Origin of the sequence: Flavobacterium sp. LC2016-13 (assembly GCF_009707955.1) — a bacterium.
Classification (GTDB): Bacteria; Bacteroidota; Bacteroidia; order Flavobacteriales; family Flavobacteriaceae; genus Flavobacterium.
On the sequence record NZ_WMDQ01000001.1, the window covers coordinates 459783 to 485779 of the forward strand.

Annotated in this window: 23 protein-coding genes and 2 tRNA genes; 12 read left to right on the forward strand and 13 right to left on the reverse strand. The window is 32.6% G+C overall.

Going from position 1 to position 25997, the window contains the following annotated elements:
• The first annotated feature begins 217 nt into the window (after positions 1-217).
• Entirely contained in the window at positions 218-607 is a 390-nt protein-coding gene (locus GKZ86_RS02025; RefSeq protein ID WP_059117847.1) for an SPOR domain-containing protein, read from the forward strand.
• A gap of 231 nt (positions 608-838) precedes the next feature.
• On the opposite strand, the gene infB is transcribed toward GKZ86_RS02025, so the two are convergent.
• The 3 genes from infB to rimP are packed head-to-tail and all read right to left on the reverse strand — an operon-like array spanning position 839 to position 5501.
• Positions 839-3727: a translation initiation factor IF-2 gene (gene infB, locus GKZ86_RS02030; protein ID WP_154781456.1), complete on the reverse strand. Its 2889-nt coding sequence runs from the start codon at positions 3725-3727 to the stop codon at positions 839-841.
• 48 nt (positions 3728-3775) lie between these two features.
• Positions 3776-5023, reverse strand: a complete 1248-nt coding sequence (nusA, locus tag GKZ86_RS02035; RefSeq protein ID WP_154781457.1) for a transcription termination factor NusA — start codon at positions 5021-5023, stop codon at positions 3776-3778.
• Positions 5024-5036: 13 nt separating this feature from the next.
• Positions 5037-5501, reverse strand: coding sequence for a ribosome assembly cofactor RimP (gene rimP, locus GKZ86_RS02040; RefSeq protein WP_194632424.1), 465 nt, complete (start codon positions 5499-5501; stop codon positions 5037-5039).
• Between the two features lie 175 nt (positions 5502-5676).
• Between rimP and GKZ86_RS02045 the strand changes: the two genes are divergently transcribed.
• Complete coding sequence (locus GKZ86_RS02045; RefSeq protein WP_154781459.1) at positions 5677-6501, forward strand: universal stress protein; 825 nt, start codon at positions 5677-5679, stop codon at positions 6499-6501.
• A 74-nt stretch (positions 6502-6575) separates the two neighbouring features.
• Here GKZ86_RS02045 and GKZ86_RS02050 read toward each other — a convergent pair.
• Together GKZ86_RS02050 and GKZ86_RS02055 are read right to left on the reverse strand one after the other, a co-directional pair.
• Positions 6576-6646 (reverse strand) — tRNA-Gln (locus GKZ86_RS02050).
• Between the two features lie 107 nt (positions 6647-6753).
• Positions 6754-6824 (reverse strand) — tRNA-Gln (locus tag GKZ86_RS02055).
• Positions 6825-7070: 246 nt separating this feature from the next.
• On the opposite strand from GKZ86_RS02055, the gene GKZ86_RS02060 reads away from it, so the two are divergent.
• Positions 7071-10352, forward strand: coding sequence for a DUF2723 domain-containing protein (locus GKZ86_RS02060; protein WP_154781460.1), 3282 nt, complete (start codon positions 7071-7073; stop codon positions 10350-10352).
• A 91-nt stretch (positions 10353-10443) separates the two neighbouring features.
• Positions 10444-11082, forward strand: coding sequence for a polysaccharide deacetylase family protein (locus GKZ86_RS02065; protein WP_154781461.1), 639 nt, complete (start codon positions 10444-10446; stop codon positions 11080-11082).
• A gap of 22 nt (positions 11083-11104) precedes the next feature.
• Here the strand turns inward: GKZ86_RS02065 and GKZ86_RS02070 are convergent, their stop codons facing one another.
• The 7 genes from GKZ86_RS02070 to GKZ86_RS02100 all read right to left on the reverse strand — a co-directional run bounded on the left by GKZ86_RS02070 (position 11105) and on the right by GKZ86_RS02100 (position 15840).
• The gene (locus tag GKZ86_RS02070; protein ID WP_008466807.1) at positions 11105-11407 is read right to left on the reverse strand and encodes a co-chaperone YbbN; all 303 of its coding nucleotides are present in this window, start codon (positions 11405-11407) and stop codon (positions 11105-11107) included.
• A gap of 71 nt (positions 11408-11478) precedes the next feature.
• Complete coding sequence (locus GKZ86_RS02075) at positions 11479-12714, reverse strand: metallophosphoesterase (RefSeq protein ID WP_154781462.1); 1236 nt, start codon at positions 12712-12714, stop codon at positions 11479-11481.
• Positions 12715-12911: 197 nt separating this feature from the next.
• Complete coding sequence (locus tag GKZ86_RS02080) at positions 12912-13100, reverse strand: hypothetical protein (protein WP_154781463.1); 189 nt, start codon at positions 13098-13100, stop codon at positions 12912-12914.
• A 109-nt stretch (positions 13101-13209) separates the two neighbouring features.
• Positions 13210-14544, reverse strand: a complete 1335-nt coding sequence (locus GKZ86_RS02085; RefSeq protein WP_317173529.1) for a HAMP domain-containing sensor histidine kinase — start codon at positions 14542-14544, stop codon at positions 13210-13212.
• Positions 14545-14554: 10 nt separating this feature from the next.
• A complete protein-coding gene (locus GKZ86_RS02090) occupies positions 14555-15229 on the reverse strand; it encodes a response regulator transcription factor (RefSeq protein WP_154781464.1) in 675 nt (224 codons plus the stop codon).
• 185 nt (positions 15230-15414) lie between these two features.
• Positions 15415-15600 (reverse strand): hypothetical protein, encoded by a 186-nt coding sequence (locus GKZ86_RS02095; RefSeq protein ID WP_154781465.1) that lies wholly within the window; start codon positions 15598-15600, stop codon positions 15415-15417.
• A 42-nt stretch (positions 15601-15642) separates the two neighbouring features.
• Positions 15643-15840 carry a hypothetical protein gene (locus GKZ86_RS02100; protein ID WP_154781466.1) on the reverse strand — a complete coding sequence of 66 codons (198 nt, stop codon included), beginning with the start codon at positions 15838-15840 and terminating at the stop codon, positions 15643-15645.
• A 311-nt stretch (positions 15841-16151) separates the two neighbouring features.
• On the opposite strand from GKZ86_RS02100, the gene polA reads away from it, so the two are divergent.
• The 3 genes from polA (at position 16152) to GKZ86_RS02115 (ending at position 20728) form a co-directional block, all read left to right on the forward strand.
• Positions 16152-18992: a DNA polymerase I gene (gene polA, locus GKZ86_RS02105; RefSeq protein ID WP_154781467.1), complete on the forward strand. Its 2841-nt coding sequence runs from the start codon at positions 16152-16154 to the stop codon at positions 18990-18992.
• 55 nt (positions 18993-19047) lie between these two features.
• Positions 19048-19539, forward strand: a complete 492-nt coding sequence (locus GKZ86_RS02110) for a hypothetical protein (protein WP_154781468.1) — start codon at positions 19048-19050, stop codon at positions 19537-19539.
• A gap of 79 nt (positions 19540-19618) precedes the next feature.
• Positions 19619-20728, forward strand: coding sequence for a hypothetical protein (locus GKZ86_RS02115; RefSeq protein ID WP_154781469.1), 1110 nt, complete (start codon positions 19619-19621; stop codon positions 20726-20728).
• A gap of 39 nt (positions 20729-20767) precedes the next feature.
• Here the strand turns inward: GKZ86_RS02115 and GKZ86_RS02120 are convergent, their stop codons facing one another.
• On the reverse strand, positions 20768-21793 hold the full coding sequence (locus GKZ86_RS02120) for a LacI family DNA-binding transcriptional regulator (protein WP_154781470.1): 1026 nt from the start codon (positions 21791-21793) through the stop codon (positions 20768-20770).
• A 514-nt stretch (positions 21794-22307) separates the two neighbouring features.
• On the opposite strand from GKZ86_RS02120, the gene GKZ86_RS02125 reads away from it, so the two are divergent.
• The 5 genes from GKZ86_RS02125 to rpsB all read left to right on the forward strand — a co-directional run bounded on the left by GKZ86_RS02125 (position 22308) and on the right by rpsB (position 25885).
• On the forward strand, positions 22308-23057 hold the full coding sequence (locus tag GKZ86_RS02125; protein WP_154781471.1) for a ferritin-like domain-containing protein: 750 nt from the start codon (positions 22308-22310) through the stop codon (positions 23055-23057).
• A gap of 26 nt (positions 23058-23083) precedes the next feature.
• Positions 23084-23896 (forward strand): ferritin-like domain-containing protein, encoded by an 813-nt coding sequence (locus GKZ86_RS02130; RefSeq protein ID WP_154781472.1) that lies wholly within the window; start codon positions 23084-23086, stop codon positions 23894-23896.
• Positions 23897-24087: 191 nt separating this feature from the next.
• Positions 24088-24543, forward strand: a complete 456-nt coding sequence (gene rplM / locus GKZ86_RS02135) for a 50S ribosomal protein L13 (RefSeq protein ID WP_026983738.1) — start codon at positions 24088-24090, stop codon at positions 24541-24543.
• Positions 24543-24929, forward strand: coding sequence for a 30S ribosomal protein S9 (rpsI, locus tag GKZ86_RS02140; protein ID WP_007808909.1), 387 nt, complete (start codon positions 24543-24545; stop codon positions 24927-24929). The genes rplM and rpsI overlap by 1 nt, the downstream gene beginning before the upstream one ends.
• A 176-nt stretch (positions 24930-25105) precedes the next feature.
• Positions 25106-25885 (forward strand): 30S ribosomal protein S2, encoded by a 780-nt coding sequence (rpsB, locus tag GKZ86_RS02145; RefSeq protein ID WP_154781473.1) that lies wholly within the window; start codon positions 25106-25108, stop codon positions 25883-25885.
• Positions 25886-25997: the final 112 nt, after the last annotated feature.

The window sequence follows — 25997 nt, forward strand, 5'->3', positions numbered from 1 at the left end:
AGTATAATAATTATCTACTAATTTTTGGTATGGTTTTTTCTATATTAATTTAGTAAAAACCGAACACCTTCTTTTAAAACTTGCACAAAAATACGACTTATGAACTATTCTCAAAACCTTAAAATACTCTTAAATATCAATTTATATCAATTCTAAATAATATCAAAATTTTAAATACAAACTTTAAATACTATTTTTGCATAAAAACCATCACATTATGAGAATTTTAACCCCTTCAAAAAGTGTTTTCTTAACAATTCCAATGTTTCTTTTGGCATATAATATTAATGCTCAAGACCAAAATTTAACACTTAATCAAGACCCTAAATTTGAACAGTTGCTTAATGATAAACGTAAAATTAACACGTCAATAAGCACAAACGATACTTATAAAATTCAAATCTTCAGCGGGAAAAGCGAAGAAGCAAAAAAAACCTTAACTGATTTCAAAAGAGAGTATACTAACATTGACGGTACCATAATTTTTAACACTCCAAACTATAAAGTGTGGGTTGGAAATTTTAGAACCCGAATCGAAGCGGAACGAAATTTAGCCGAAATTAAGAATAAATACAAAAGTGTTTTTCTAATTAAACCAAGTAAATAAGAATTCAGAATAACAAATTCAAAACCACTCTAGCAGTGGTTTTTTTATACCTAGATTTACGAAAAAACCAAATCACAACTTAGGAGACAAACTGCTTTTATTATCAATTTACGTCGATCTAACGCATCAAAAGATTAAAAACAACTTACCCAGCATATTCATTACAAGGAAAGATCAGAAACAAAAAAAGTCCCAATTTTCATTGGGACTTTTTTAATATAATATTGAATTTTATTTCAATTTCTTTTTGATTGCAACTTCATGGTATGCTTCAATAACATCTCTTTCTTCAATGTCATTATATCCTTTAATTTGGATACCACAATCGTAACCTTTAGAAACTTCTTTAACATCATCTTTGAAACGTTTCAAGGCAACAAGTTCACCTGTATGAACCACTACTCCATCTCTAATAACTCTAATTTTAGAAGTTCTCATGATTTTACCATCCATCACCATACAACCAGCGATTGAACCCACTTTAGAAATTTTGAAAATCTCACGAATTTCAGCAGTTCCTAAAATTTCTTCTTTCATCTCTGGAGCTAACATTCCTTCCATCGCATCTTTCAGGTCATCGATAGCAGCATAAATAATAGAATAGTAACGGATATCGATTTCTTCTTTATCTGCAAGTTGTCTTGCATTTCCTGCAGGACGAACGTTAAATCCGATAATGATTGCATCAGAAGCAGAAGCTAACATAACGTCAGTTTCAGTAATTGCTCCAACACCTTTATGTATAATATTAATTTGAATTTCTTCTGTAGAAAGTTTAGAGAACGAATCTGATAATGCTTCAACAGATCCATCAACGTCTCCTTTAAGGATTACGTTCAATTCTTTAAACTGACCAAGTGCGATACGACGACCAATTTCATCAAGTGTAATATGACGCTGTGTACGTACAGATTGTTCACGCATTAATTGAGAACGTTTAGATGCAATTTGTTTTGCTTCTTTTTCGTCTTCAAAAACGTTGAATTTATCACCCGCAGTTGCAGCACCATCTAAACCTAAAACTGATACTGGAGTCGAAGGACCTGCCTCTATAACAATATGCCCTCTTTCATCATGCATGGCTTTAATTTTACCATGATGTTTTCCTGCCAACATATAATCTCCAATTTTCAATGTACCTTGTTGAACTAAGATTGTAGAAACATATCCTTTTCCTTTATCCAAGAACGCTTCAACAACAGTTCCCTGAGCTGCTTTATTTGGATTTGCTTTCAAATCTAAAATTTCAGCTTCTAATAAAACTTTTTCTAATAATTCTTTTACTCCTGTTCCAACTTTTGCAGAAATATCATGTGACTGAATTTTTCCACCCCAATCTTCAACAAGTAAATTCATACCAGCCAAACGCTCTTTGATTTTCTCAACATTAGCATTGGGTTTATCAATTTTATTGATTGCAAATATAATTGGCACTCCCGCAGCTTGTGCGTGAGAAATTGCTTCTTTTGTTTGTGGCATGATATCATCATCCGCGGCTACTACAATAATAGCAATATCGGTAACTTGAGCTCCACGTGCACGCATCGCGGTAAACGCCTCGTGACCTGGTGTATCTAAGAATGCGATTTTTTGACCGTTATCCAAAGTAACTCCGTAAGCTCCAATGTGCTGTGTAATACCTCCAGACTCACCAGCGATAACATTCTCTTTACGAATATAATCCAGTAAAGATGTTTTACCGTGATCGACGTGACCCATTACGGTAACAATCGGTGCTCTGACAACTAGGTCTTCTTCTTTATCTGCAACTACTTCTATAGCTTCTTCGATATCAACAGTGATGAATTCAACTTCATAACCAAACTCGTCAGCTACGATAGTTAAAGTTTCAGCATCTAAACGTTGGTTCATGGTTACCATTATACCAAGAGACATACAAGTTCCAATTACTTTAGTAATCGGCACATCCATCATGATTGCAATTTCACCAACAGTAACGAATTCCGTAACTTTAATAGTTTTACTTCCTTCATCAAGTGCTCTTTGCTCTTCATCAGATTTTTGACGGTGTGTATCTCTTTTATCTCTTCTGTATTTAGCGGCTTTTGATTTTCCACCTTTACCTTGAAGTTTTTCAAGAGTTTCTCTAATTTGGTTTTTTACTTCCTCTTCAGTAGGCTCTACTTTAGCTACAATTGCAGGACGGTTTCCTTTTACAAAACCTGGTCTTGCACTTCTGTTAGCATTAAAACCTCCACCGCTACCACCAGTATTTGGGGTAATTTTATTAGGATTTGGAGTTCCCGGCGCATTACCTGTAGCAGGTTTTGGCGCACCCGGCGCTCCTGGTTTAGGAGCAATTCTTTTACGCTTATTTTTATTAGCGTTATTATTTGCACCTGGAGCTCCTGGTTTATTAGGAGTAATTTTCGGATCTTCTTTCTTTTTCTTAGGTTTATTAAATTGAGATAAATCAATTGTTTGCCCAGTAAGAGTTGTTCCCGATAATTTTTGATATTGCGTAGTGATTGTCTCTTCTGCAGTTGACGGATCTGTTGAAACAACAGGCTCTTGTGTTACTACTTTAGGAGCTTCAATTTTCACTTCTTTTTTCTCTGTAATAATAGGTTTTTCTACCTTTTTCTCTTCAGAAACTACAGGAGGAGCAATTGGCTCAGGCTGTACAATTTCTTTTTGAGCAGGTTTTTCTGGTTGAGTTGGAGCAACAACTGCTTTTGATTCTTCAGTTTTAACTGGTTCCTCAACAGGAGGAGAAACAACTGCAGGTTTCTTTGGATTCAAATCAATTTTACCAACCTGAACAGGTCCTGTCACAACAGCTTTCGCTTTTATGATCTCTTGCTGTTTTTGACGCTCTTCGTCTTGTCTGCGTTTGTCTTCAATTTCTTTCTCACGTTCAACACGCAATGCTTCTTTTTCTTTTCTTTTCTCTTCTCCTACCTCTTTAGAAGCTTCCTTATTCCCCTTATCGCCCGCAAATTGGCTTTGTAGGATATTAAATTCGCTATCAGAAATTTTCGCATTTGGATTTGCATCAATAGCAATTCCCTTATCTTTTAGATAATCAACAGCTCTTTCTAACGAAATATTTAATTCCCTTAAAACCTTGTTTATTCTTATTACTCTCTCTTCAGACATATAACCTTTTTATTATTACCTTTTTCGTTGTGTTGTTGGAGCAGATAACTAGCTATCAAACTCCTCTTTTAGTATTTTCATAACATCAAGAATTGTTTCCTCTTCTAAATCTGTTCTTCTTACTAAATCTTCTACTTCTTGTTTTAAGATACTTCTAGCTGTATCTAAACCAATTTTTGCAAATTCTTCGATAACCCAGCCTTCAATTTCATCTGAAAACTCTGTTAATTCAACGTCATCATCTTCTCCAGTGGCAACATCACCTTCTCTGATAACATCTAGCTCATAACCTGTTAGCTGACCTGCTAATTTAATATTGTGACCACCTCTACCAATTGCCTTAGAAACTTCTTCTAATTTCAAGAAAACTTCGGCTCTTTTGTTTTCTTCATCAATTTTGATTGAAGAAACTTTTGCAGGGCTTAATGCTCTTGTAATAAACAATTGAATATTGTTTGTATAATTGATTACGTCGATATTTTCGTTTCCTAACTCACGAACAATTCCATGAATACGAGAACCTTTCATACCAACACAAGCTCCAACAGGATCAATTCTATCATCATAAGAATCTACTGCTACTTTTGCTTTTTCACCAGGAATACGCACTACATTTTTAACAGTAATCAAACCGTCAAATACTTCAGGAATTTCTTGTTCAAATAATTTTTCTAAGAACTTTTCAGAAGTTCTAGACATAATAATTTGAGGTTTGTTTCCTTTCAATTCAACGCTTTCAATAATTCCACGAACGTTATCTCCTTTACGGAAAAAGTCAGATGGAATTTGTTTTTCTTTCGGAAGTACAATTTCGTTTCCTTCATCATCAACCAGGATAACTACTCTAGGACGTACATGATGTACTTCTGCTGTATAAATATCACCGATAATATCTTTAAATTGCTTATAAAGATTTGTATTATCGTGTTCGTGAATTTTAGATATTAAGTTTTGGCGTAAAGCTAAAATAGCTCTTCTTCCTAAATCAATCAATTTTACCTCTTCAGAAACTTCTTCACCAATTTCAAAATCCGCTTCGATCATTCTTGCTTCAGTCAAAGTAATTTCTTCGTTCTCAAAATCAAGATCTTCGTCAGCAACAATAACTCTTCTTCTCCAAATCTCCATATCTCCTTTATCAGGATTTATAATGATATCGAAGTTATCATCAGAACCGTATTTTTTCTTCAATGCATTTCTAAACACGTCCTCTAAAATTGCCATAAGCGTTACACGATCAATAAGTTTATTATCTTTAAACTCTGAGAATGAATCGATTAATGCTAAATTTTCCATGCGAATTCTTTAATTAAAATGTTACTGTAACAATTGCCTCTTTAATTTCTGTATAAGGTATTTGTTGTTCTTTTTGAACTGTTTCTTTTCCTTTTCCTACTTTTTTCGGTTCTCTTGCTTTCCAAGACAAAATTATAAAAACATCGTTAGCTTCCACTAATTCTGCTTCAATTTTTTCAGTTTTTGTAGTAACAATCAACGTTCTACCTACATTTTTCTTATATTGTCTTGTCAATTTCAAAGGTGAACCTACTCCAACCGATGCTACTTCAAGCGAAAAATCCTGTTCTTCACGATCCAGGTTATTCTCAATTGCACGACTAATATCAATACAATCCTGAAGCGCCACTCCATTATCACCGTCTAAACCTATACTAATTTTAAAAGAATCAGAAATAGCCAAATCAATCAAAAAGATTGAAGGTTTTTCCAGAAGAGCTTCTGTAATTAGTTCGTTTACTTTTTCTTTAAATGTCATAATTTTATAAAAAGAGGGGACACTTAGTCCCCTCATTATTTAGATTTTAATAAATAACGGTGCAAATATAGTGTTTTTTTTATAAATCAAAATAAATACATTGCTCTAAAATATTTCTTATCTTTATATAAGCATTAAAAACAAAAGAATTTCACATTATTTAACCCAAAAAACTATGAAACGAATTCTAGTACCTACCGACTTCTCAGAACATGCTGAAGATGCCTTAAAAGTTGCTGCGCAAATTGCTAAAAAAAATGATTCTGAAATCATCATTTTACACATGCTTGAATTACCTCACCAAATGAATGATGCAATTTTAGGAGGCGTTAGTATACCCGAAACTATGCTTTTCATGAAAAAAGCAAACGAAACACTCGACGAAATTTCATCAAGGCCTTATCTGGACGGAGTTGCTGTAACTGAAATCGTAAAAATAGACAAGCCTATCCACGGAATTACTCAAATAAGCAAAGATTACAATGTTGATTTAATTATAATGGGATCGCATGGAACTTCGGGTATTGAAGAATTACTAATTGGCTCCAATACGGAAAAAGTGGTTCGGAATTCTGAAATTCCGGTTTTGGTTATCAAAAAAGACATATCAAATTTTAGCGCTTCTAATATTGTTTTCGCATCTGATTTTACAAGCGAAACCAAAAAACCTTTTGCAAAGCTTTTAGATTTTACCAAATTCTTTGATTCGAAAATTCATTTGGTTACCATTTGCACCCCAAACAGCTTTAAACCAACTCACGTTATCGAAAAAGCAATGATTGAGTTTGTCAGCGAATTTAACCTTACGAATTATTCTACTCACATTTATAACGATACTAACATCGAAAAAGGAATTATCAATTTCTCTAACAGTGTAAATGCTGACATCATAGGAATGTGTACGCACGGAAGAACTGGATTTGCACACTTTTTCAACGGAAGCATCAGTGAAGGATTGGTTAACCATGCCATCAAACCTGTTATTACTTTTAAAATTTAAACAGCCTATGCTAAAAAATACATTATTTAAATTTATTGCATAAAAAAAGCCTCTCGATTGAGAGGCTTTTTATGTTGGTCTACAAGGACTCGAACCTTGAAAGACTGCACCAAAAACAGTTGTGTTACCATTACACCATAGACCAGCAATGCTGTTAAGCGGGTGCAAAATTAAACCTTTATTTAAATTATGCAAATTTTTAAGCTAATTTTTTTTACATAAAAAAAGCCTCTCGATTGAGAGGCTTTTATGTTGGTCTACAAGGACTCGAACCTTGAAAGACTGCACCAAAAACAGTTGTGTTACCATTACACCATAGACCAGCAATGCTGTTAAGCGAGTGCAAATTTAAGGTTTTATTTAGTTTGCACAAACTTTTTAGGCAAAAAAAATGTTTTTTTTCCTTTTTTTTCACTTTAAAGCCACGAAGTTTCTTCAAAGCTCCTTATACACAACACATTAATCTTTACAGATAGTTTTATAGAATTTTTTGTTAATGCTCGTTTCTTTACATAAAAAAACATTTTCTTTGTAGGATAGAAAAACATACAAAATTTTAACACCTAAATATGGCACAATTCAATTTCAATAAATGGAATACAATTATTGGTTGGTTTGCATTTGCAATCGCTTTAATTACTTACACGCTAACTGTTGAACCTACCATGAGCTTTTGGGATTGTGGTGAATATATTGCTACAGCCGCTAAATTAGAAGTTGGGCATCCGCCGGGAGCGCCTTTATTTCAAATGATGGGTGCTTTTTTTGCTATGTTTGCCATAGACGCTCAACATGTCGCCGTGATGGTAAATATGATGTCTGTTTTCTCAAGTGCTTTTACTATTCTTTTCATGTTTTGGTCTTCTTCAATGATTTTGAAGAAAATTATTGCTCGATTTGCCGAGATTGATCAAAATAATTCGATTGTAATTTTAGGAAGTTCTTTTGTTGGAGCTTTGGCTTATACTTTCTCAGATAGTTTCTGGTTTAATGCTGTTGAAGCCGAAGTTTATGCTATGGCTTCATTATTAATCGCATTATTATTCTGGCTTGGTTTACGTTGGGAACAAGATATGGATCATCCAAAAGGGAATAAATGGTTATTGATAATTTCGCTTGTTATCGGACTTTCGTTTGGGGTTCACTTCATGGCATTATTAACGATTCCTGCAATTGGTTTTCTTTATTACTTTAAACACTACGAAAAAGTTACCATAAAAAACTTCATCATTGCAAATGCTGTTGTAATTGCTATTTTGTTGTTTATCTTTAAATTGCTTTTACCATTAACTATGGCTTTCTTCGGTAAAACCGAAATATTTATGGTTAACAGCATGGGATTACCTTTTAACTCAGGTACAATCTTTGTTGCTTTGGTATTTATTGCTTTCTTTTATTTTGGATTAAAATACACGAAACAAAAAGGTTTGGTTTTCTACAATACTATTATCCTTTGTATCTTATTTATTTTAATTGGTTTTTCTACCTGGATGATGTTGCCGGTTCGTGCAAATGCAAACACGGTAATTAACGAAAATAAACCATCTGATGCTACTGAGGTTTTAGCTTATTACAATCGTGAGCAATATGGTGTAAACCCATTGTTTTACGGACCTCAATACACTGAAGTTTTTGCTGGATTAGATGCAAAAACACCTTATTTGGATAAAAATCCTAACTACGAAAGAGATTATAAAACGGGTAAATATATCATTACCAATAATTATAAAAACGCAGAACAAAATACTGATGATAATCAGAAAACGATTCTGCCAAGAATGTGGAGTACTGAAACAGGACACATTCAAAATTATATCAACTTTACAAATCCTCCTCAATTCAAAATAAATCCAAATTATGCTTATGAAGATGATTTGGCAAAATACGGAATTGATGCAAGTCAATTAAGCGAGGATGAATACAATAAAGCGACTGCTCAATTGCGTAATGAAGTTGAGAAAACAGTTTCTGAATTCAGAAAAGCTTATGCTCAAAAACAAATTGACAACGAAGGCTATGTTAAATTCTTAAAAAGTTATGGCGATTATTTAATCATCGAAAAACCTTCTACTGTTGACAATTTCAGCTTTATGGTTGAATATCAATTTGGATATATGTACTGGAGATATTTGATGTGGAATTTTGTTGGCCGCCAGAGTGATGTTCAGGGAAAATACGATAATCTGGACGGAAACTGGATTAGCGGAATTAAACCTCTGGATTCATTACACCTTGGGTCTCAAGATAATTTACCATCAGACGTTTTAAACAACAAAGGAAGAAATGTTTACTTTTTTCTGCCTTTCATTTTAGGACTTATAGGATTAATGTATCACGCTAATAAGGATCTTAAAAGTTTTTACGTGCTTTTAGCGTTATTTTTATTTACCGGAATTGCGCTGAAAATTTACCTGAACGAAAGACCTTTTGAACCTCGTGAGAGAGATTATGCTCTTGTAGGATCTTTTTATGTGTTTGCAATCTGGATAGGTTTTGGGGTTTATTCTTTATATGAAAGTATTACGAAATATGTGGCTCCAAGAATCGCGGGACCAATTATTATTGCGGCAACATTTTTAGCGGCTCCAGTTTTAATGGCTTCTCAAAACTGGGACGATCACGACAGATCTAACAAACGTACTGCGGTTGCAATGGCAAAAGCTTACTTGGATTCTTGCGATAAAAATGCCATTTTATTTACGATTGGAGATAATGACACTTTCCCATTATGGTATGCACAGGAAATTGAGCATTTTAGAACTGATGTAAAAATCGTGAATACGAGTTTATTTATGACGGATTGGTACATTGATCAAATGAAAGCCAAATCATACGAATCTGACCCGTTACCTATTTCATTTACGCATGCAGAATATGTGGGTGATAAATTAGATTATGTGGCTCATATTCCTAAAATAGAAACGCGTTGGAATATTAATGACTTCATCAGTTTTATTAAAAATCCAAAATCGACTGTTGGTTTACAAAACGGACAAACGATTCATTTTTATCCAACGAATAAAATCAGAGTTAGTGTTGATAAAAATCTAATTATCAAAAACAAGGTTGTTAACGCCAAATACAATGATTCTATTGTTCCTTATATGGATATTGATATTAAAGGAAGCGCACTTTACAAAAACCGTTTGATGATGTTGGATATCTTAGCCAATAACAATTGGAAAAGACCAATCTACTTTAGTGGCGGTGCTTTTGATGATGAAGATTATTTATGGTTAAAAGACTATTTGCAATTAGACGGAATGGTTTACAAATTGGTTCCTGTAAAAAACACACCATCTAAAGATGGAGGACCAATGGATATGGGTCAAATTGATGCCGATAAAATGTACGACATTGTAATGAAATGGGATTGGGGTAATAGCGACAGCGATAAGATTTATCATGATCCTGAAACACGCAGAAACAGTATTACATATCGTACCAACCTGTCTCGTTTAATGTATCAACTTATTGAAGAAGGAAAAATTGACAAAGCTAAAAACATTATTAATTTAGCCATGACAAAAATGCCTTTAGATAAATTTGGTTATTATTCATTAGTAGAACCTTTTGCCGGAGGATATTATCAAGTTGATGAAACTGCAAAAGCACAAGATTTGCTTAACAAATTAGTTCAGAAATATAAAGAGAACTTAAATTATTACGCAACATTATCAGCTGGTGATCAAACTGATTTAGCAATGGATATTATTACTGATATCGAGCGTTACAGAAGCTTATTGCAAGTAATGAAAGACAATAAAGATCTTGCTTTCTACGAAAAACATAAAGTAACTTTTAATACTTATGTAAACGTGTTTGAACGTTTTGGAAGAGAAAAAGAATAATATACGAAAAACATAGCAATTAAAAAAATGTAGCATTATTGAAAAATAGCGCTACATTTTTTATTTTTACATATATCTAAATCAATTCAAGATGAGCTTTTATTGGGTAAAGACAAATTCATTTATAAAAAGGGTATTTTCTAAATACTGTTGGGATATTCCGAACAATGAAAAGAAAATATACCTGACTTTTGATGATGGTCCCACGCCGGAAATTACGGATTGGGTTTTATCTGAATTGAAAAAATTTGAAGCAAAAGCTACTTTCTTCTGTATTGGAAAAAATATAAAAGCCAATTTATCTTTATTTGAAAAACTGATTACAGAAGGACATTCGGTAGGAAATCACACAATGAATCACGTTAATGGCTGGAAAAGCCATACGAATGATTATATCGAAAACGTAAAAAATTGTGCCGCTGTATTAGAGGAAGAAAAAAATGTAGAAACTTTATTATTTCGTCCTCCTTATGGAAAAATCAAAAAGGAACAATCTAAAATTTTACGAAATTTAGGTTATAAAATAATAATGTGGGATGTTTTGAGCGCTGATTTTGATCAGAGCATTAGCCCTGAAAAATGTCTTGAAAATGTTACTAAAAATGTAAAATCAGGAAGTGTAATTGTTTTTCATGACAGCATAAAAGCTTCACAAAATTTAAAATTTGCATTGCCTAAAACATTGCATTTTTTAAAAGAAAACGGTTTTGCTTTTGATATCATTCACTAAATAACATCAAGAAAGAGTAGTTTTATACGTTAAATTGCTCCTGAACGATTCCAATAATGGTATTCGCATCAAGTTCTCCGGATTGTCTCCAGATCATTTGTCCTTCTTTATAAATCATTAAAGTAGGTAGTCCCTTTATACGCAATGCTTCAGCCAGTTCCTGGTTTTTATCAACATCTATTTTAATAACTTTGGCTTTATCGCCAAGCGCCGCAGCAACATCCTTAATTACAGGATGCATCGATACAGATGATTCGTTCCAATCGGTGTAAAAATCTATTAACACTGGAACTTGAGCATTTATAAGTTCTCCAAATTTTGACATAAAACCAAAAATTTAATTCTTTTATTCTCTTAAAAAGATATAATTAATACAAATGTAGCATTTTTAACGAATTAAGCCACATTCTCACCCTTTTTTAGTTCAATTACCGTTATTTCCGGCATAATACCAACTCGTCCAGGATAGGCATGAAATCCGAAACCACGGTTCACATAAACATAACGATCAAACTCTTTATATAGTCCAGCCCATTGTTTATAAATGTATTGCGCTAAACTCCATTTAAAATATCCCGGAATTTCTATTCCAAATTGCATACCGTGCGTGTGGCCTGACAACGTTAAATGGAAGTTTTTAGGATGATTCTTTATTTCATATTCCCAATGGCTTGGATCATGGCTCATTAGTACTTTAAAGTCATTTTGAGCAACATTTTGCGAAGCTTTATTTAAATCTCCGGCCTTTTTAAAATTCTGTCCCCAATTCTCTACTCCAATTAAAGCAATTTTGTCATCGCCTTTTTGAATATAAGTATGTTCGTTTAGTAAAAGCTTAAATCCAATTTGTCCGTATAGGCTTTTAATTTCCTGAAAATTTTCATCTTTTAATTTTTCAGAAGGCCATGTTACATATTCGCCATAATCATGGTTTCCTAAAACAGAAAATTTTCCATATTTATAATCTTTTATTCTACTGAAAGTTTTTAACCACGGATGCATTTCATTAGCATGCGTATTTACGATATCTCCGGTAAATAAAATCATATCCGCTTCCTGTTCATTTATCAGGTCGATGGCATAATTTATTTTCTCGGGATTATCAAAACTTCCACTGTGAACATCTGAAATTTGCGTAATCTTAAAGCCATCAAAAGCATCCGGCAAATCAGGAAAAAAGATTGTTTGCTTAATTACTTTGAAGTTATATTTACCTTCGAAAATTCCGTAAATCAAAGATAAAAACGGAACAGCCGCCAAACCTAAAGCAATCTGACTCACAAACTTTCGTCTGTCCGGCATCATCTCTTTTCTTGGAGCGTTATAAATAAAGTAATTTAAGATACTTGCACCTACTCTAAAAATATCTTCACCAAATAAAATAAGTGTCATTACAATTTTTGGTACATAAACCAAAAGCATTAATCCTGTAGTAAACATAAACTGTTTTGTTTGCCCAACAGAACGATCTACTTGCGAAAATGAATAGATTATAAATATTAAAACAAGTAAACTTATAACTTGGTAACTAACCAAAACCCATCTTAATTTAATTAACGTACGAAAGGCCTGATAAGAATAGAACTCAATAAATAAGAAAAGAGCACAAAGAATTAGAAAGCGAATTATCATGTAGGTATAGTTTTGAACAAAGTAACAAAGAATGTAAATTTTATGGCTTTTTATTATCAAAATTTTAACTCAAAAATCAAATAAAAAAAGCTGATAGATTACTCTACCAGCCTTTTCTCTGACTAAAAATTATTATTATTCAACCAATATTCATAAACCAAACCAATAATTTATGAAACCAAAATAAGAATTAACCTTTATTTTTTAGCTGCTTCTGGCTTAGCTGCTTCAGCTTTTGCTTCTTTTTTCTCAGCTTTTGCTTTTTTATGATCTTTTTTAGTTGCTTTAACTTCTTTTGCAGGAGTTGTTTGAGCTGGAGTAGTTTGAGCACTTACCATTGCAGTAGTTCCTAAAACGGCTACTGCTAACATTACTAATTTTTTCATGACTTAAGTTTTTATGATTATTATTATTTCTTTATTTATAAGTCAAAGATATAATCACTAAATGAAGATAAAATGAAGATAAACCTTACCTGAAAAAATTAACTTTTAATTAAGTTTTACTCACTTCAGGGAGCAAAAGAGTAAAGGTTGTACCTTCATTTATTTGAGAAGTAACTTTAATCTCGATATGATGAAAAGAGGCAATACTCTCAGCAATCGCAAGACCTAAGCCTTGTCCGTCCTGATCAGAGCTGATTCTGGCAAAACGATTGAATATTTTTTCGATTTGAGAATCATCCATTCCAATTCCTGAATCTTTTATGGAAATAAAATAATGCTGATTTAAAAATCCGTCTGTAATTGTAATACTCCCATTTTCCTGATTGTATTTTATAGCATTTGTTACCAGGTTATAAATCAGAATATGAAGTAAGGTTTTATTTCCTTTAAAATTAAAATCATGCTGCATATTATTAAAGAACTTCAATCCCCTATCCTCAATCCTGTCTTCCAGATCTTCATGTAATCCGTTTACAATTTCATTAAAATCAATTTCTTCATTGGCTTCATATTGATTGTTTTCAATTCGGGAAATCAACAATAAATTATTGATTATTTTTTTCAGCATATCAAGTGTTTTAAGCGAACTGGCAATTTTATCAAACGCATTATCATCTAAAGAATCATTTTGCAGCAAATTCTCCAGCTTATTTTTTAGTAATGCAATTGGCGTAAGAAGTTCGTGAGAAACATTCGAAATAAACTGTTTTTCTTTTTTAAAAAGCTCTCCAATACGATCCATCATTTGGTTTAAAACCAAATCAAGTTCCCTAAAATCTCTCGAGTTTGCCTTTATTGGTGTATGATCAAAAGCTTCCGGTTCATTGACACGCCTTATTTTAGTATCGATAATTTTATAAAAAGGTTTGAGTAAATATTCGATATAAACCGTATCTGCCAAAAATGTAACCAAAAGAATCACAACCAAAACGATAATAATAAACAAGCGAATAATAAAAGTCAAATCATTTACTTCGCTCAAACTACTTCCTATTTCTAGTTGATAATCTACTTTTTCGTAAGTAAAATGATATTGCAGAATTCTATATTCACTTTCTTCGCCTTCAATAATTCGATTATCATTAATAAAGTTTGTTTGCTTTTGATGCGGATTGATGGCAACTTTCGACAGCACCAAAAATTCACTGTGTAAAGTTGAAAACTGTGAATAGGTTTCTGTAGAATCATCAGAGTTTTCGATAAAATCATTAATCTCATTTTGATTTAAATGATCAATAAATTTTTTCTTCTTTTCAAGCAGTCCATTATTAATGTGTTTATAAACTACGTTTTGAACCAAAATTGGCAACATTAACCACAAAACTAAAATCACCAACAAACGCGTTAGTGCATTAAAAATGGCCAATTGATGTTTTATCTTCACTCTATTTTATTTACTCATTAATACGGTAACCAACGTTTCGAACTGTTTCAAGCCAATCTATTGCAGTATGTTTATCAAGTTTTTTTCGGAGATTTCGAACATGAACATCAATAAAATTAGAATCTGAATTAACCTCAAGAATATCTCCCCAAATATGTTCTGTTAATTGCAATCTTGTAATAACACGATTTTTATTCAAAACTAAATATTGAAAAATATCAAACTCTTTTTTGGTAAGGTTAATTGGAGTTCCGTTGTAGCTTACTTTATAATCCTGCAGCTGAAGTAAAAATCCATGTACTTCGAGATTGTTTAAAGTAAAACCATGAATCCTGCGAATTACAGCAAATAATCTTGCGCTAAGTTCTGTTAAAGCAAAAGGCTTTGTCAAATAATCATCGGCACCAAGATGAAGGCCATTTATTCTGTCGTCTAATTCGCCTCTCGCAGTAAGGACAATTACAGCAATTTTTGATTTCGTTTTGCGAACCGTTTTCAAAACTTCAAAACCATCTCCGTCAGGCAAACCCAAATCAAGTAGCATTGCATCATAATCATTGCTGTTTATCTCTTCAAAAGCATCAGCACAAGTATTGGCAATTTTGCAAATGTAGCCCACATTGCACAAAAAATCATAAACTTCAACGGCAAGCTCTTTATTATCTTCAACAATCAGAATATTCATAGACACGAATTATTAGCGCAATTAAAATTAAACAATTATAAAAAGTCCAAATGCGCATTATTAAAAAATTAACGAATAAAAAAAGCTGACAAATTTCTTCATCAGCTTTCTCATTGGCAAGCGTAATAATTATTCTCTCTGTTTTGATTCCCTACAATTTTTTGAAAGCAAAACAAAAACAATTATTATTTTTTCACGTTAGCAGTTTCTTCTTGTGGAGTTTCTGATTTTGCTTTTTTACCAGATTTATGATTATGGTGTTTTGTAGCCTTTACCTCTTTTGATGGAGCTGTTTGAGCCGGAGTTGTTTGTGCGCTAACCATTACACTTGTTCCTAGAACTGCTGCTAATACAATAAATAAATTTTTCATGTTTTTAAATTTTAAATAATTATCGTTTAATTTTTTACTTCTTTATTTTTTTACTTTTGAAGTTTCCGTTTTTGAAGCTTCACTTTTCTCTGATTTTATTTTTTTATCAGATTTATTTTTTGGGTGTTTTGTTGCTTTAACTTCTTTTGCAGGAACTGTTTTCCCATCTTTTGCAGGAAACGCATGAACCATTGCACTTGTTCCTAAAACTGCCACTAATAACATTAATAAATTTCTCATGATTTCTAATATTTGAATTAATACCTTTTATTTTACAGATCAAAATTACCTCAGTAAAATGAAGACAAAATGAAGAAATCTCCGAATAAAAAAATTTAACTTGACATTAACGATTTGAAGATTTTCACCATAAGTTATATAAGTTCATTTAATATATTATGGTATTAAAATAAACGCACTGCTGTGCGCCTCTACTAAAATGAACTTGTATAACTTATTATGGTGAAAAAAAATCCATGGTGGAAAAAAAATCTTGTTAGTCTAATTTTTGAGAACCCAATTGTTTATTTTTACAGACTAATATTTTTTATATGTCAACTCAAAAACGTCTTTTTCTTCTCGATGCCTATGCATTAATTTTTCGTGGATATTATGCTTTTATAAAAAACCCTCGAATTAACTCAAAAGGAATGGATACATCGGCGATCATGGGATTCATGAATTCGCTTTTAGATGTTATTAAACGTGAAAAACCGGATCATTTGGCCGTTGCTTTTGATAAAGGCGGAAGTCATGTGAGAACCGAAATGTTTGTTGAATACAAAGCAAATCGTGACGCCACTCCAGAAGCGATTAAAATTGCCATACCTTATATTCAGGATTTATTAAGAGCAATGCATATTCCGATTATTGAAATAGAAGGTTGTGAAGCCGATGATTTAATTGGAACAATTGCCAAACAAGCTGAAAAAGAAAACTACAAAGTCTTTATGGTTACGCCCGATAAGGATTTTGCGCAATTAGTTTCTGAAAATATATTTATGTACAAACCAGCCCGTATGGGAAATGGTATCGAAATTTGGGGCGTTCCCGAAGTTTTGGCAAAATTTGAAATCGAAAGACCGGAACAGGTTATTGATTTCCTTGGAATGATGGGCGATGCTGTCGATAACATTCCCGGATTACCTGGCGTTGGAGAAGTTACAGCCAAAAAATTCCTGAAAGAATACGGTTCGATGGAAAACCTTTTAGAAAATACACATTTACTAAAAGGTAAAATGAAAGAAAACATCGAAGCAAATAAAGACAAAGGAATTTTATCTAAAAAACTGGCGACTATTATTTGCGATTGCGATGTTGTTTTCAACGAAAACGACTATGAACTTTCGCGTCCGGATATCGAAAAAACTGATGCTATTTTTCAGGAATTAGAATTTAGAAGAATGGCGGAACAATTTGATAATCTGTTTAAAGTTGGCGGTGGAAATGAATTAGCAAACAAAGCTGATGAAGCCAAATTATACAAAAAACCACAACCTAAAAACGAAGATCAATTTGATCTTTTTGGCGGCGGTGCAACTTTAGATGAAAATACAGAAGAGAGAACTTCATTTTATGATACTTTAGAAAATACGCCTCACTCCTACCAGGCGATTGAAGGCGATTTAGGAATTAAATTATTGCTTCAAAATTTACAAAAACAAACTTCTGTTTGTTTTGATACTGAAACTACAGGTTTAGATGCTTTGCATGCGGAATTGGTTGGAATTTCTTTCTCTTATGAAAAAGGAAAAGGATATTACGTTCCGTTTCCGGAAAGTCAGGAAGAAGCTCAGGTTTTAATTGATAAATTTATTCCATTTTTCGAAAATGAAAATATCGAGAAAATTGGTCAGAATTTAAAATACGATTTAAAAATCCTTTCTAATTATGGTGTAACCGTAAAAGGGAAACTTTTTGATACCATGATTGCACATTATTTGATTAATCCTGATATGCGTCATAATATGGATATTTTAGCGGAAACGTATTTAAAATATTCTCCAAAATCAATTGAAACCTTAATTGGTAAAAAAGGAAAAAACCAGATTTCGATGCGCGATGTTGCGCTTGAAGAAATTAAAGAATATGCTGCCGAAGATGCGGATATTACATTTCAGCTAAAAGAACTTTTTACTGCTGAATTAGACAAAACAGAAACTAAAAAGTTATTTGATGAAATCGAAATTCCGTTAGTTAGTGTTTTGGCTGATATGGAAACAGAAGGAATTCGTTTAGATGTTGAATTTTTAAGCGCCATGTCTAAAGAAATGGATGTTGAGATTAAATCTTTGGAGCAAAAAATATATGAAACTGCCGGAGAGAAATTCAATTTAGCATCTCCGAAACAATTAGGAGATATTCTATTTGATAAATTGAAAATTGGCGGAGCAAAACAAAAGAAAACCAAAACGGGTCAATATGCGACTGGCGAAGAGGTTTTGACTTATCTGGCAAATGACAATCCGATTGTAAAAGAAATTTTGGATTGGCGCCAAATGGTAAAATTACAAAGCACTTATATCCTGGCTTTGCCGGAACAAGTCGATAAAAAAACACTACGAGTTCATACTGATTATATGCAAACGGTTGCCGCAACGGGACGTTTGAGTTCTAATAATCCGAACTTGCAAAATATTCCGATTCGTACAGAAAGAGGTCGTCAGATTCGTAAAGCTTTCGTTGCACGCGATGAAAATCACACTTTAATTTCTGCGGATTACTCTCAGATAGAATTAAGAATCATTGCTGCTTTAAGCGGTGAAGAAAACATGATCAAAGCTTTTCAGGACGGAGAAGATATTCACAAAGCAACCGCTGCAAAAGTTTTTAATGTGCCTTTAGAAGAAGTTTCACGCGAACAAAGAAGTAACGCTAAAACAGTTAACTTCGGAATTATATATGGTGTTTCTGCATTCGGATTAAGTAACCAAACTTCATTATCCCGCAGCGAAAGCGCTGCTTTGATTGAAGCATATTATAATACGTATCCGAGATTAAAATCATACATTCAGGAACAAGTAGAATTTGCCCGTGAAAAAGGATATGTACAAACGATTTTAGGTCGTCGTCGTTATTTAAAAGATATTAACTCTGCAAATGCCGTTGTTAGAAGTGCTGCTGAAAGAAATGCTGTTAATGCTCCAATTCAGGGAAGTGCTGCCGATGTTATTAAAATTGCGATGATCAACATCCACAAAAAACTAAAAGAAGAAAACTGGAAATCTAAAATGTTGCTTCAGGTTCATGATGAACTTGTGTTTGATGTACACAACGACGAATTAGAAAAAATTCAACCGATGATTAAACATGAAATGGAAAATGCTTTTATGATGAGCGTTCCTTTAGATGTTGAGTTAGGTTTGGGTGCAGATTGGTTGGCGGCGCATTAATAATTTTAGATTTTATAAATGAAGACATTAATTTAATTTTTAAATAAAAAGAACATTGTTTCCTAAACTATTTTTTATTTTCATTTTGATAGGAATTCCTGAAATTGGAATTTCTCAAATAAATGACGAAAATATTAGAGTAAAAGTTCTTCATAAAAATGTTATAGGAAAAGAGTTCGTTTTTGGAAAATGTGATGAAAAAGCTAAAACAGAAACACATTTAACCTATTTAGGACGTATAAAAACTAAAAAGGGAAAAACATATAAATTGATGAATTCAGCATGGATTTGGGGTTCACACAGAGCTACAAATAGAATCCTAATATTTAATGGCAACAATCAATATCTAGGTAATTATGCTGTAACAATGACTAGCGACTTGCCTACGGAATTAAATAATGGAATTTTGGTATTCAGAAATACAGATTCTGAATGCGACAAAAAAGTTGCTTCCAGAATTAGTTTTAAAAACGGATTACCAAAAGAGTTTTTTAGAAAATGCAATAATGAATATGGTGATATTTACAGTTTCGATGGGAATAATTAACCCTTAAAACACAAATATTTTATAATCATATTGTTGTAATTGTTGCCATAATTTACCTAATCAAATTTATTCAGTAAGCATGAAAAAACTGATTGTATTGTTTTTTGTATTTCATTCCATAATTGCAATTTGTCAGGATAGAACTTACTATCTGGAAGGAACTTTGGCAAAAAGTAAAATTTACATGAAAATCGAGATTTTTAATTCTGATGAAAATGTAAATGCAACTTACTTCTATCAAAATTCATTAAAAGACATTAAGTTAGATGGAAAGATGAACAAAAACAGTTTTACCTTCTTTTTTAAACCAAATGATGCAATTCTTGAGAAATTTTATCTGAACAAATCGGGAAATAAATTTGAAGGATCCTGGTATAATGAAGCCGGAAAACAACTTCCTGTTCAATTGCAAGTAATAGATTTTTCAAATTATAAATCAAATTTAGATGGCCGTTATGCCGATGAGAAATTAAATCTTGTAAAATGTAAATTTCTTGAGTTTAAAAAACATAAAACGACATCTTATAAGAATAAAGAATTTGTATGGTATTCTGAAAAACATTGTGATTCAGATTTTTTTAGATTGGGAAGCAATTTTTCAGACAAAAACAAAGCCGTTATAAATCCTATTTTAGAAAAAATACATATTGAAAATACTTTAGACCAACTAAATTGTACTTCTAATTTTGAATATAGTGAAGGAAAAGGTATAGAAGGAAATTCAACCATAAACTTTTTGAATCAAAACTTATTGGGCTTTCAAATTTTACACTCTTGGGATTGTGGAGGCGCGCATCCTGATTTTGGAAGCAGCGGTTATTTAATTGATTTAAACAACGGAAAAAACTACGAAATAGACGATATCATTGCTTTTGATAAAAGTGTTACTACAGAAAAGCAAAGTGATTTTGATCATTTTATGAAATACCGAAACAGCTATTTTGCTCCAAGATTACTTGCCGTAATCAATTCAGTAGAACATTTTACAAAACCTAAAGATGCTGACGATTCATGCGATTATACTAATGACGAATATTGGGATTATCCTTCATGGAATTTTACCGAAAAAGGCATCGAGTTTACGCCTATTTTTGCCAGAGTAGACAGATCTTGCGAAGAACCTTTTTTAGTTCCTTTTGAAAAACTCAAAAAATATAAAAACCCAAAGTTTCCTTATAACTTAGAATAAAAAAAATCCATTCGCCGCGGCGAATGGATTTTTTTCGTTTTATACTTTTCGAGTAGATTCTCGTTCTTTCAATTTTGTTTTGATGACTATAGTTTGATAATCTGAGGTTTCGCCTTCTGCTTCTTCAAGTCTTTCAATTAATTTTTTGGCAGCAACTTCTCCAATTTCAATTCCGTGCTGGCTTACTGTCGTTAAACTTGGAGACAAACGTCTCGAAGCCAAAATTCCATCCGCAAATCCTATAATAGATATATCTTCCGGAACTCTGAATCCTTTTTTCAAACTCACTCGTAAAGCAGCTACTGAATCATTTTCATCCAAAGCAAAAATCGCGTCAATTTTATGATCAAAAATTGCATCAATTTTAGCTTTCATATCATCTTCAGAATCGGTACGAAGAATAATTTTTTCGTTTACCGGAATATTATTGTCTTTTAAAGCTTTCAAATATCCATCAGCTCTTAACTTTCCAACACTTAAATTATCTACAGAAGAAATTAAGGCTATATTTTTACATCCTAAATTAATTAAATGCTGTGTAGAGTTTAAAGCAGAATCGAAATCATCAACCACAACTTTATCACATTCTACTTCATCAGCAATTCTATCAAACATTACAATTGGAGTTCCGTCGTTTATGATAGCAGAAAAGTGATTGTATTCCTGTAATTTCTGAGCCTCTTCTGAAACCGAAAGAATAAATCCGTCGATAGTTCCGTTACTCAACATTTCAAGTGTATGAATTTCTTTTTCTAAAGATTCATTCGAAATACACGTAATTACATTATATCCTTTTTTATCGGCTACTTTTTCGATACCACTAAAAACCTTTGCAAAAAAGGAGTTTAATATATTAGGTATAATTACTCCGATTGTTTTGGTTTTACGATTCTTCAAATTCAGACCAATAACATTAGGCTTATAATTTTTGAGTTTGGCATACTCCTTAATCTTCACCTTTGTTTGCTCACTAATTTCCGGACTATCATTAAGTGCTTTAGAAACTGTAGACACCGAAACATTTAGTTCTTTTGCGATTTGTTTTAAAGTTGCTTTAGCTTTCATTTAGTATGATTTTATTGAATTGATACAAATATAGTAGAATTACGTAAATTATAACAAAAACATACAATAGTTCGACAAAAAAATTATTTAATTATATTATTCTACAGTAACAGTTTAGTAAAATTGAATGCATAAATAAATCTACAGAAATTTTTTCGACAAAAGTATTCGTGTTTTAAGAAATTACTTACCTTTAATAAGATTGATTAAAATTTTAAATTTAATTTTTATTATCAAACCTTACCTTACAAATCCTTCATAAATCAGGAAAATCATCGAATTTTATTAATTTCTTTTTAATAAAACAAAGAATTTTAGGTTTTTATATAATAATTTTCCTTTTATTATTATAAAATTATAAAGAATATACTTATATTTATAATAAATTACTGAAAAATCCTAAAAAAAAGCCAAAATTCAAAAACCGCACACCAGATAATTTCGTTTATATATACTTAGACTACAATTATAATATCACTATTAATAACCTTTTTTTTTAAAAAAACTAGAAATTATGAAAAACGAAGTTAAAATTCATGAGGTAGACCCTTCATTGAATACGAGAAGGAGCTTCCTTAAGCTCGGTGGTTTGACATTAGTAACAGCCGGTTTAGTTGTGGCCGGTTGCAGCAATAACGATGATGACGATCCTGTTATGGAGGATACATCTTTACCTGGAGTAAGAAATGGAGTGTTCGATTTAGGATCCGGAGATTTTGGCGTATTAACTTACGCGTATGCTTTAGAGCAACTAGAAGCTGATTTTTATACGAAAGTTGTAAATGCTTCAGGTTTCAATGCTACTTTTAATGATATCGAACGTCAGGTTCTGACTGATTTATATCATCATGAAGTAATTCACAGAGATTTTTTTAAAGCTGCCCTGAGTGGCGGTCTTCCTGATCCAAGTTCACAATTACTTCCTTCTTTGGCATTTAATTATGGTTCACTAAATTTTAATAGCCGTAACGAAGTTCTTGCTACCGCAAAAGCATTAGAAGATACCGGAGTTGCTGCTTATAATGGAGCCGGAAAGCTAATTAAAACTCCTGCATATTTATTATTAGCAGGAAAAATTGTTTCGGTAGAAGCACGTCATGCTTCTGCAATTAGAAGTTTAATTAACCCAAATTCTAGTGATTTTGCGGGTGATGATATTGTAGATATGTCAAGCGGATTAGATGCTGCTAAAGATCCTTCTAAAATTTTACCAATTGCAGGAGGTTTTATTACCACAAAATTTACTGCCAAATATTTACCTTAATCTTAACTAGCTAAAACATAGAAATTATGAATATTTTAAAATTTATAGAAACTTTTACTGATGATAGCTTAATGAGAAGCACTGGTTCTCGAAGAGATAGTTTTAATCAGTTTGGAAACATAGGAAGAAATCTTGCGCTGGCATCAATCCCTTTTGGATTATCTGCTATGGCGAATAAAGCATTAGCAAAAGATATTACGGCAACACCGGCAACTCCAATTGGAGCTTTGCAGTTTGCATTGACTTTAGAATATCTGGAAAACGAATTTTATGCTATGGCATTAGACCATGGCGTAATTCCGGCATCAGAAAATAACGGACGCGATTTAAAAGTTTTCCAACAAATAGCAGCTCATGAATCAGATCACGTTAAATTCTTAATAGCAGGATTGGGCGGACCGTCAGGTGCTAATTTCGTTGCTAAACCAACTTTCGATTTTACTGTAGGAGGCGCATTTGATCCTTTTAATGATTACCCAACGTTTTTAGCATTGGCACAAGCTTTTGAAGATACTGGTGTTAGAGCATATAAAGGTCAGGCAGCAAATTTAATTTCTACTCCTGATTTGTTAACAGCTGCATTACAAATACACTCTGTAGAAGCACGTCACGCATCAGAAGTACGACGCTTACGCGGATTAAAAGGCTGGATTTCAAATGAAGAAAGAGGTGCAGGAATGCCATCTGCCACACAAGCTGTTTACGCTGGTGAAGGAGTTACGATGCAAGCAGGATACAACACTGCTACTTTATTTGGAGCTACTGCAGGATCTGAAGCTTACGATGAGCCACTTACAACACAACAAGTTGTAGACATTGCAAATTTATTTATTGTTTAACAAAACAATCCTAAATATTGAACCACCTTCGCGTTATTGTGAAGGTGGTTTTTTTTATTGTTTTAAATAAAAAACTGATACCCTGATTTTCAGTACATAAAATAATCTTTTCAGGTATTTGGTTTTAAAATAATTAATTGTACTTTTGCATCCCCTTTATTGGGGATGGAATGTTTAATTAAAATAATATTATGGACGCATTAAGCTACAAGACAATTTCAGCTAGCAAAGCCACTGTAACGAAAGAGTGGATCGTTGTAGACGCTGAAGGTCATAACTTAGGTCGTCTTGCTTCAAAGGTTGCAATGATCTTAAGAGGTAAGTACAAACCAAGTTACACACCGCACGTTGACTGTGGAGATAACGTAATTGTTATCAACTCAGAAAAAATTAACCTTACAGGTACAAAAATGAATGACAAAATTTACATGCGTCATACAGGTTACCCAGGAGGACAAAGAACTTTAACTGCTAAAGTATTGCAATCTAAAAACCCTGCATTATTAGTAGAGAAAGCTGTAAAAGGAATGTTACCTAAAAATAAATTAGGTGCTGAACTTTTTAGAAATCTAAATGTTGTTGTAGGTGCTGAGCATACTCACGGAGCTCAAAAACCTAGAACTGTTAACCTAAACGATCTTAAGTAATGGGAGTTATTCACAAAATCGGTAGAAGAAAAACCGCTGTTGCACGTGTATATGTTTCTGAAGGAACAGGAAAAATCACTGTAAACAAAAAAGAATTCGCAACTTACTTTCCAACTGCAACTTTACAATACAAAGTTTTACAACCAATGTCTATGACAGAAAATGTAAACAACTTTGATGTAAAAGTAAACGTTTACGGAGGTGGTTCAACTGGTCAGGCAGAAGCTGTAAGAATGGCATTAGCACGCGTAATGTGTGAAGTTAACGCTGAAAACAGAGCTATCTTAAAACCAGAAGGTTTATTAACAAGAGATCCAAGAATGGTTGAACGTAAGAAATTCGGTCAGAAGAAAGCTCGTAAGAGATTCCAATTCTCTAAACGTTAATATTACCTGTCTTGTTCAAATGGGACAAGACATTATCAATTATTTATTGAAATTAAAAAACACAGTTGTTGTTGCTCTCCTATCGAGGTAGGATATAGTTTAGCATCTAAATGTATAAAGCCTGGGAAACCGCCATTTATACATTGCTAATCAACAGAACGTAAACTAGTACAAAAATGGCAAACAAAATAGAAGTAAAAGACTTACTAGAAGCAGGTGTTCACTTCGGACACATGACTAGAAAATGGGATCCAAATATGGCCCCTTACATTTATATGGAGCGTAATGGTATTCACATTATCAATCTATATAAAACTGCAGCTAAAATTGAAGAAGCTAACGAAGCTTTGAAAAAAATCGCTGCATCAGGTAGAAAAATCTTATTCGTAGCTACCAAAAAACAAGCAAAAGACATCGTTGCTGAAAAAGCAAAAGCTGCAAACATGCCTTACATCACTGAAAGATGGCCTGGTGGAATGCTAACTAACTTTGTAACTATCAGAAAGGCAGTTAAAAAAATGTCTTCTATTGATAAAATGAAGAAAGATGGTACTTTCATGACGTTATCTAAAAAAGAGCGTTTGCAAGTTGATCGTCTACGTGCTAAATTAGAGAAAAACTTAGGTTCAATCGCTGACATGTCTAGACTACCAGCTGCATTGTTCGTAGTAGATATCAAAGCTGAACATATCGCAATAAAAGAAGCACAAAAATTAAACATTCCAGTTTTCGCAATGGTTGATACGAATTCTGACCCAAGAGAGGTTGATTACGTTATTCCTGCAAATGATGATGCTTCTAAATCAATTGACAAAATTTTATCTTTAGTAACTGCTGCTGTAATCGACGGTCTTTCTGACAGAGGTTCTGAAAAAGAAACTGAAGTTTTTACAGAAGAAGCTCCAGCAACTGAAGCTGCTGCTCCTGCTGTTGAAGCTCCTGCAACTGAAGAATAAATCAAATTTAAATTCCAAATTTTAAATTCCAAATTCCAAACACAAAATTAAAAACGTTATGTTGATAATTTAATAAAATTGGAGTTTGGGATTTAAAAGATGGAATTTTTAC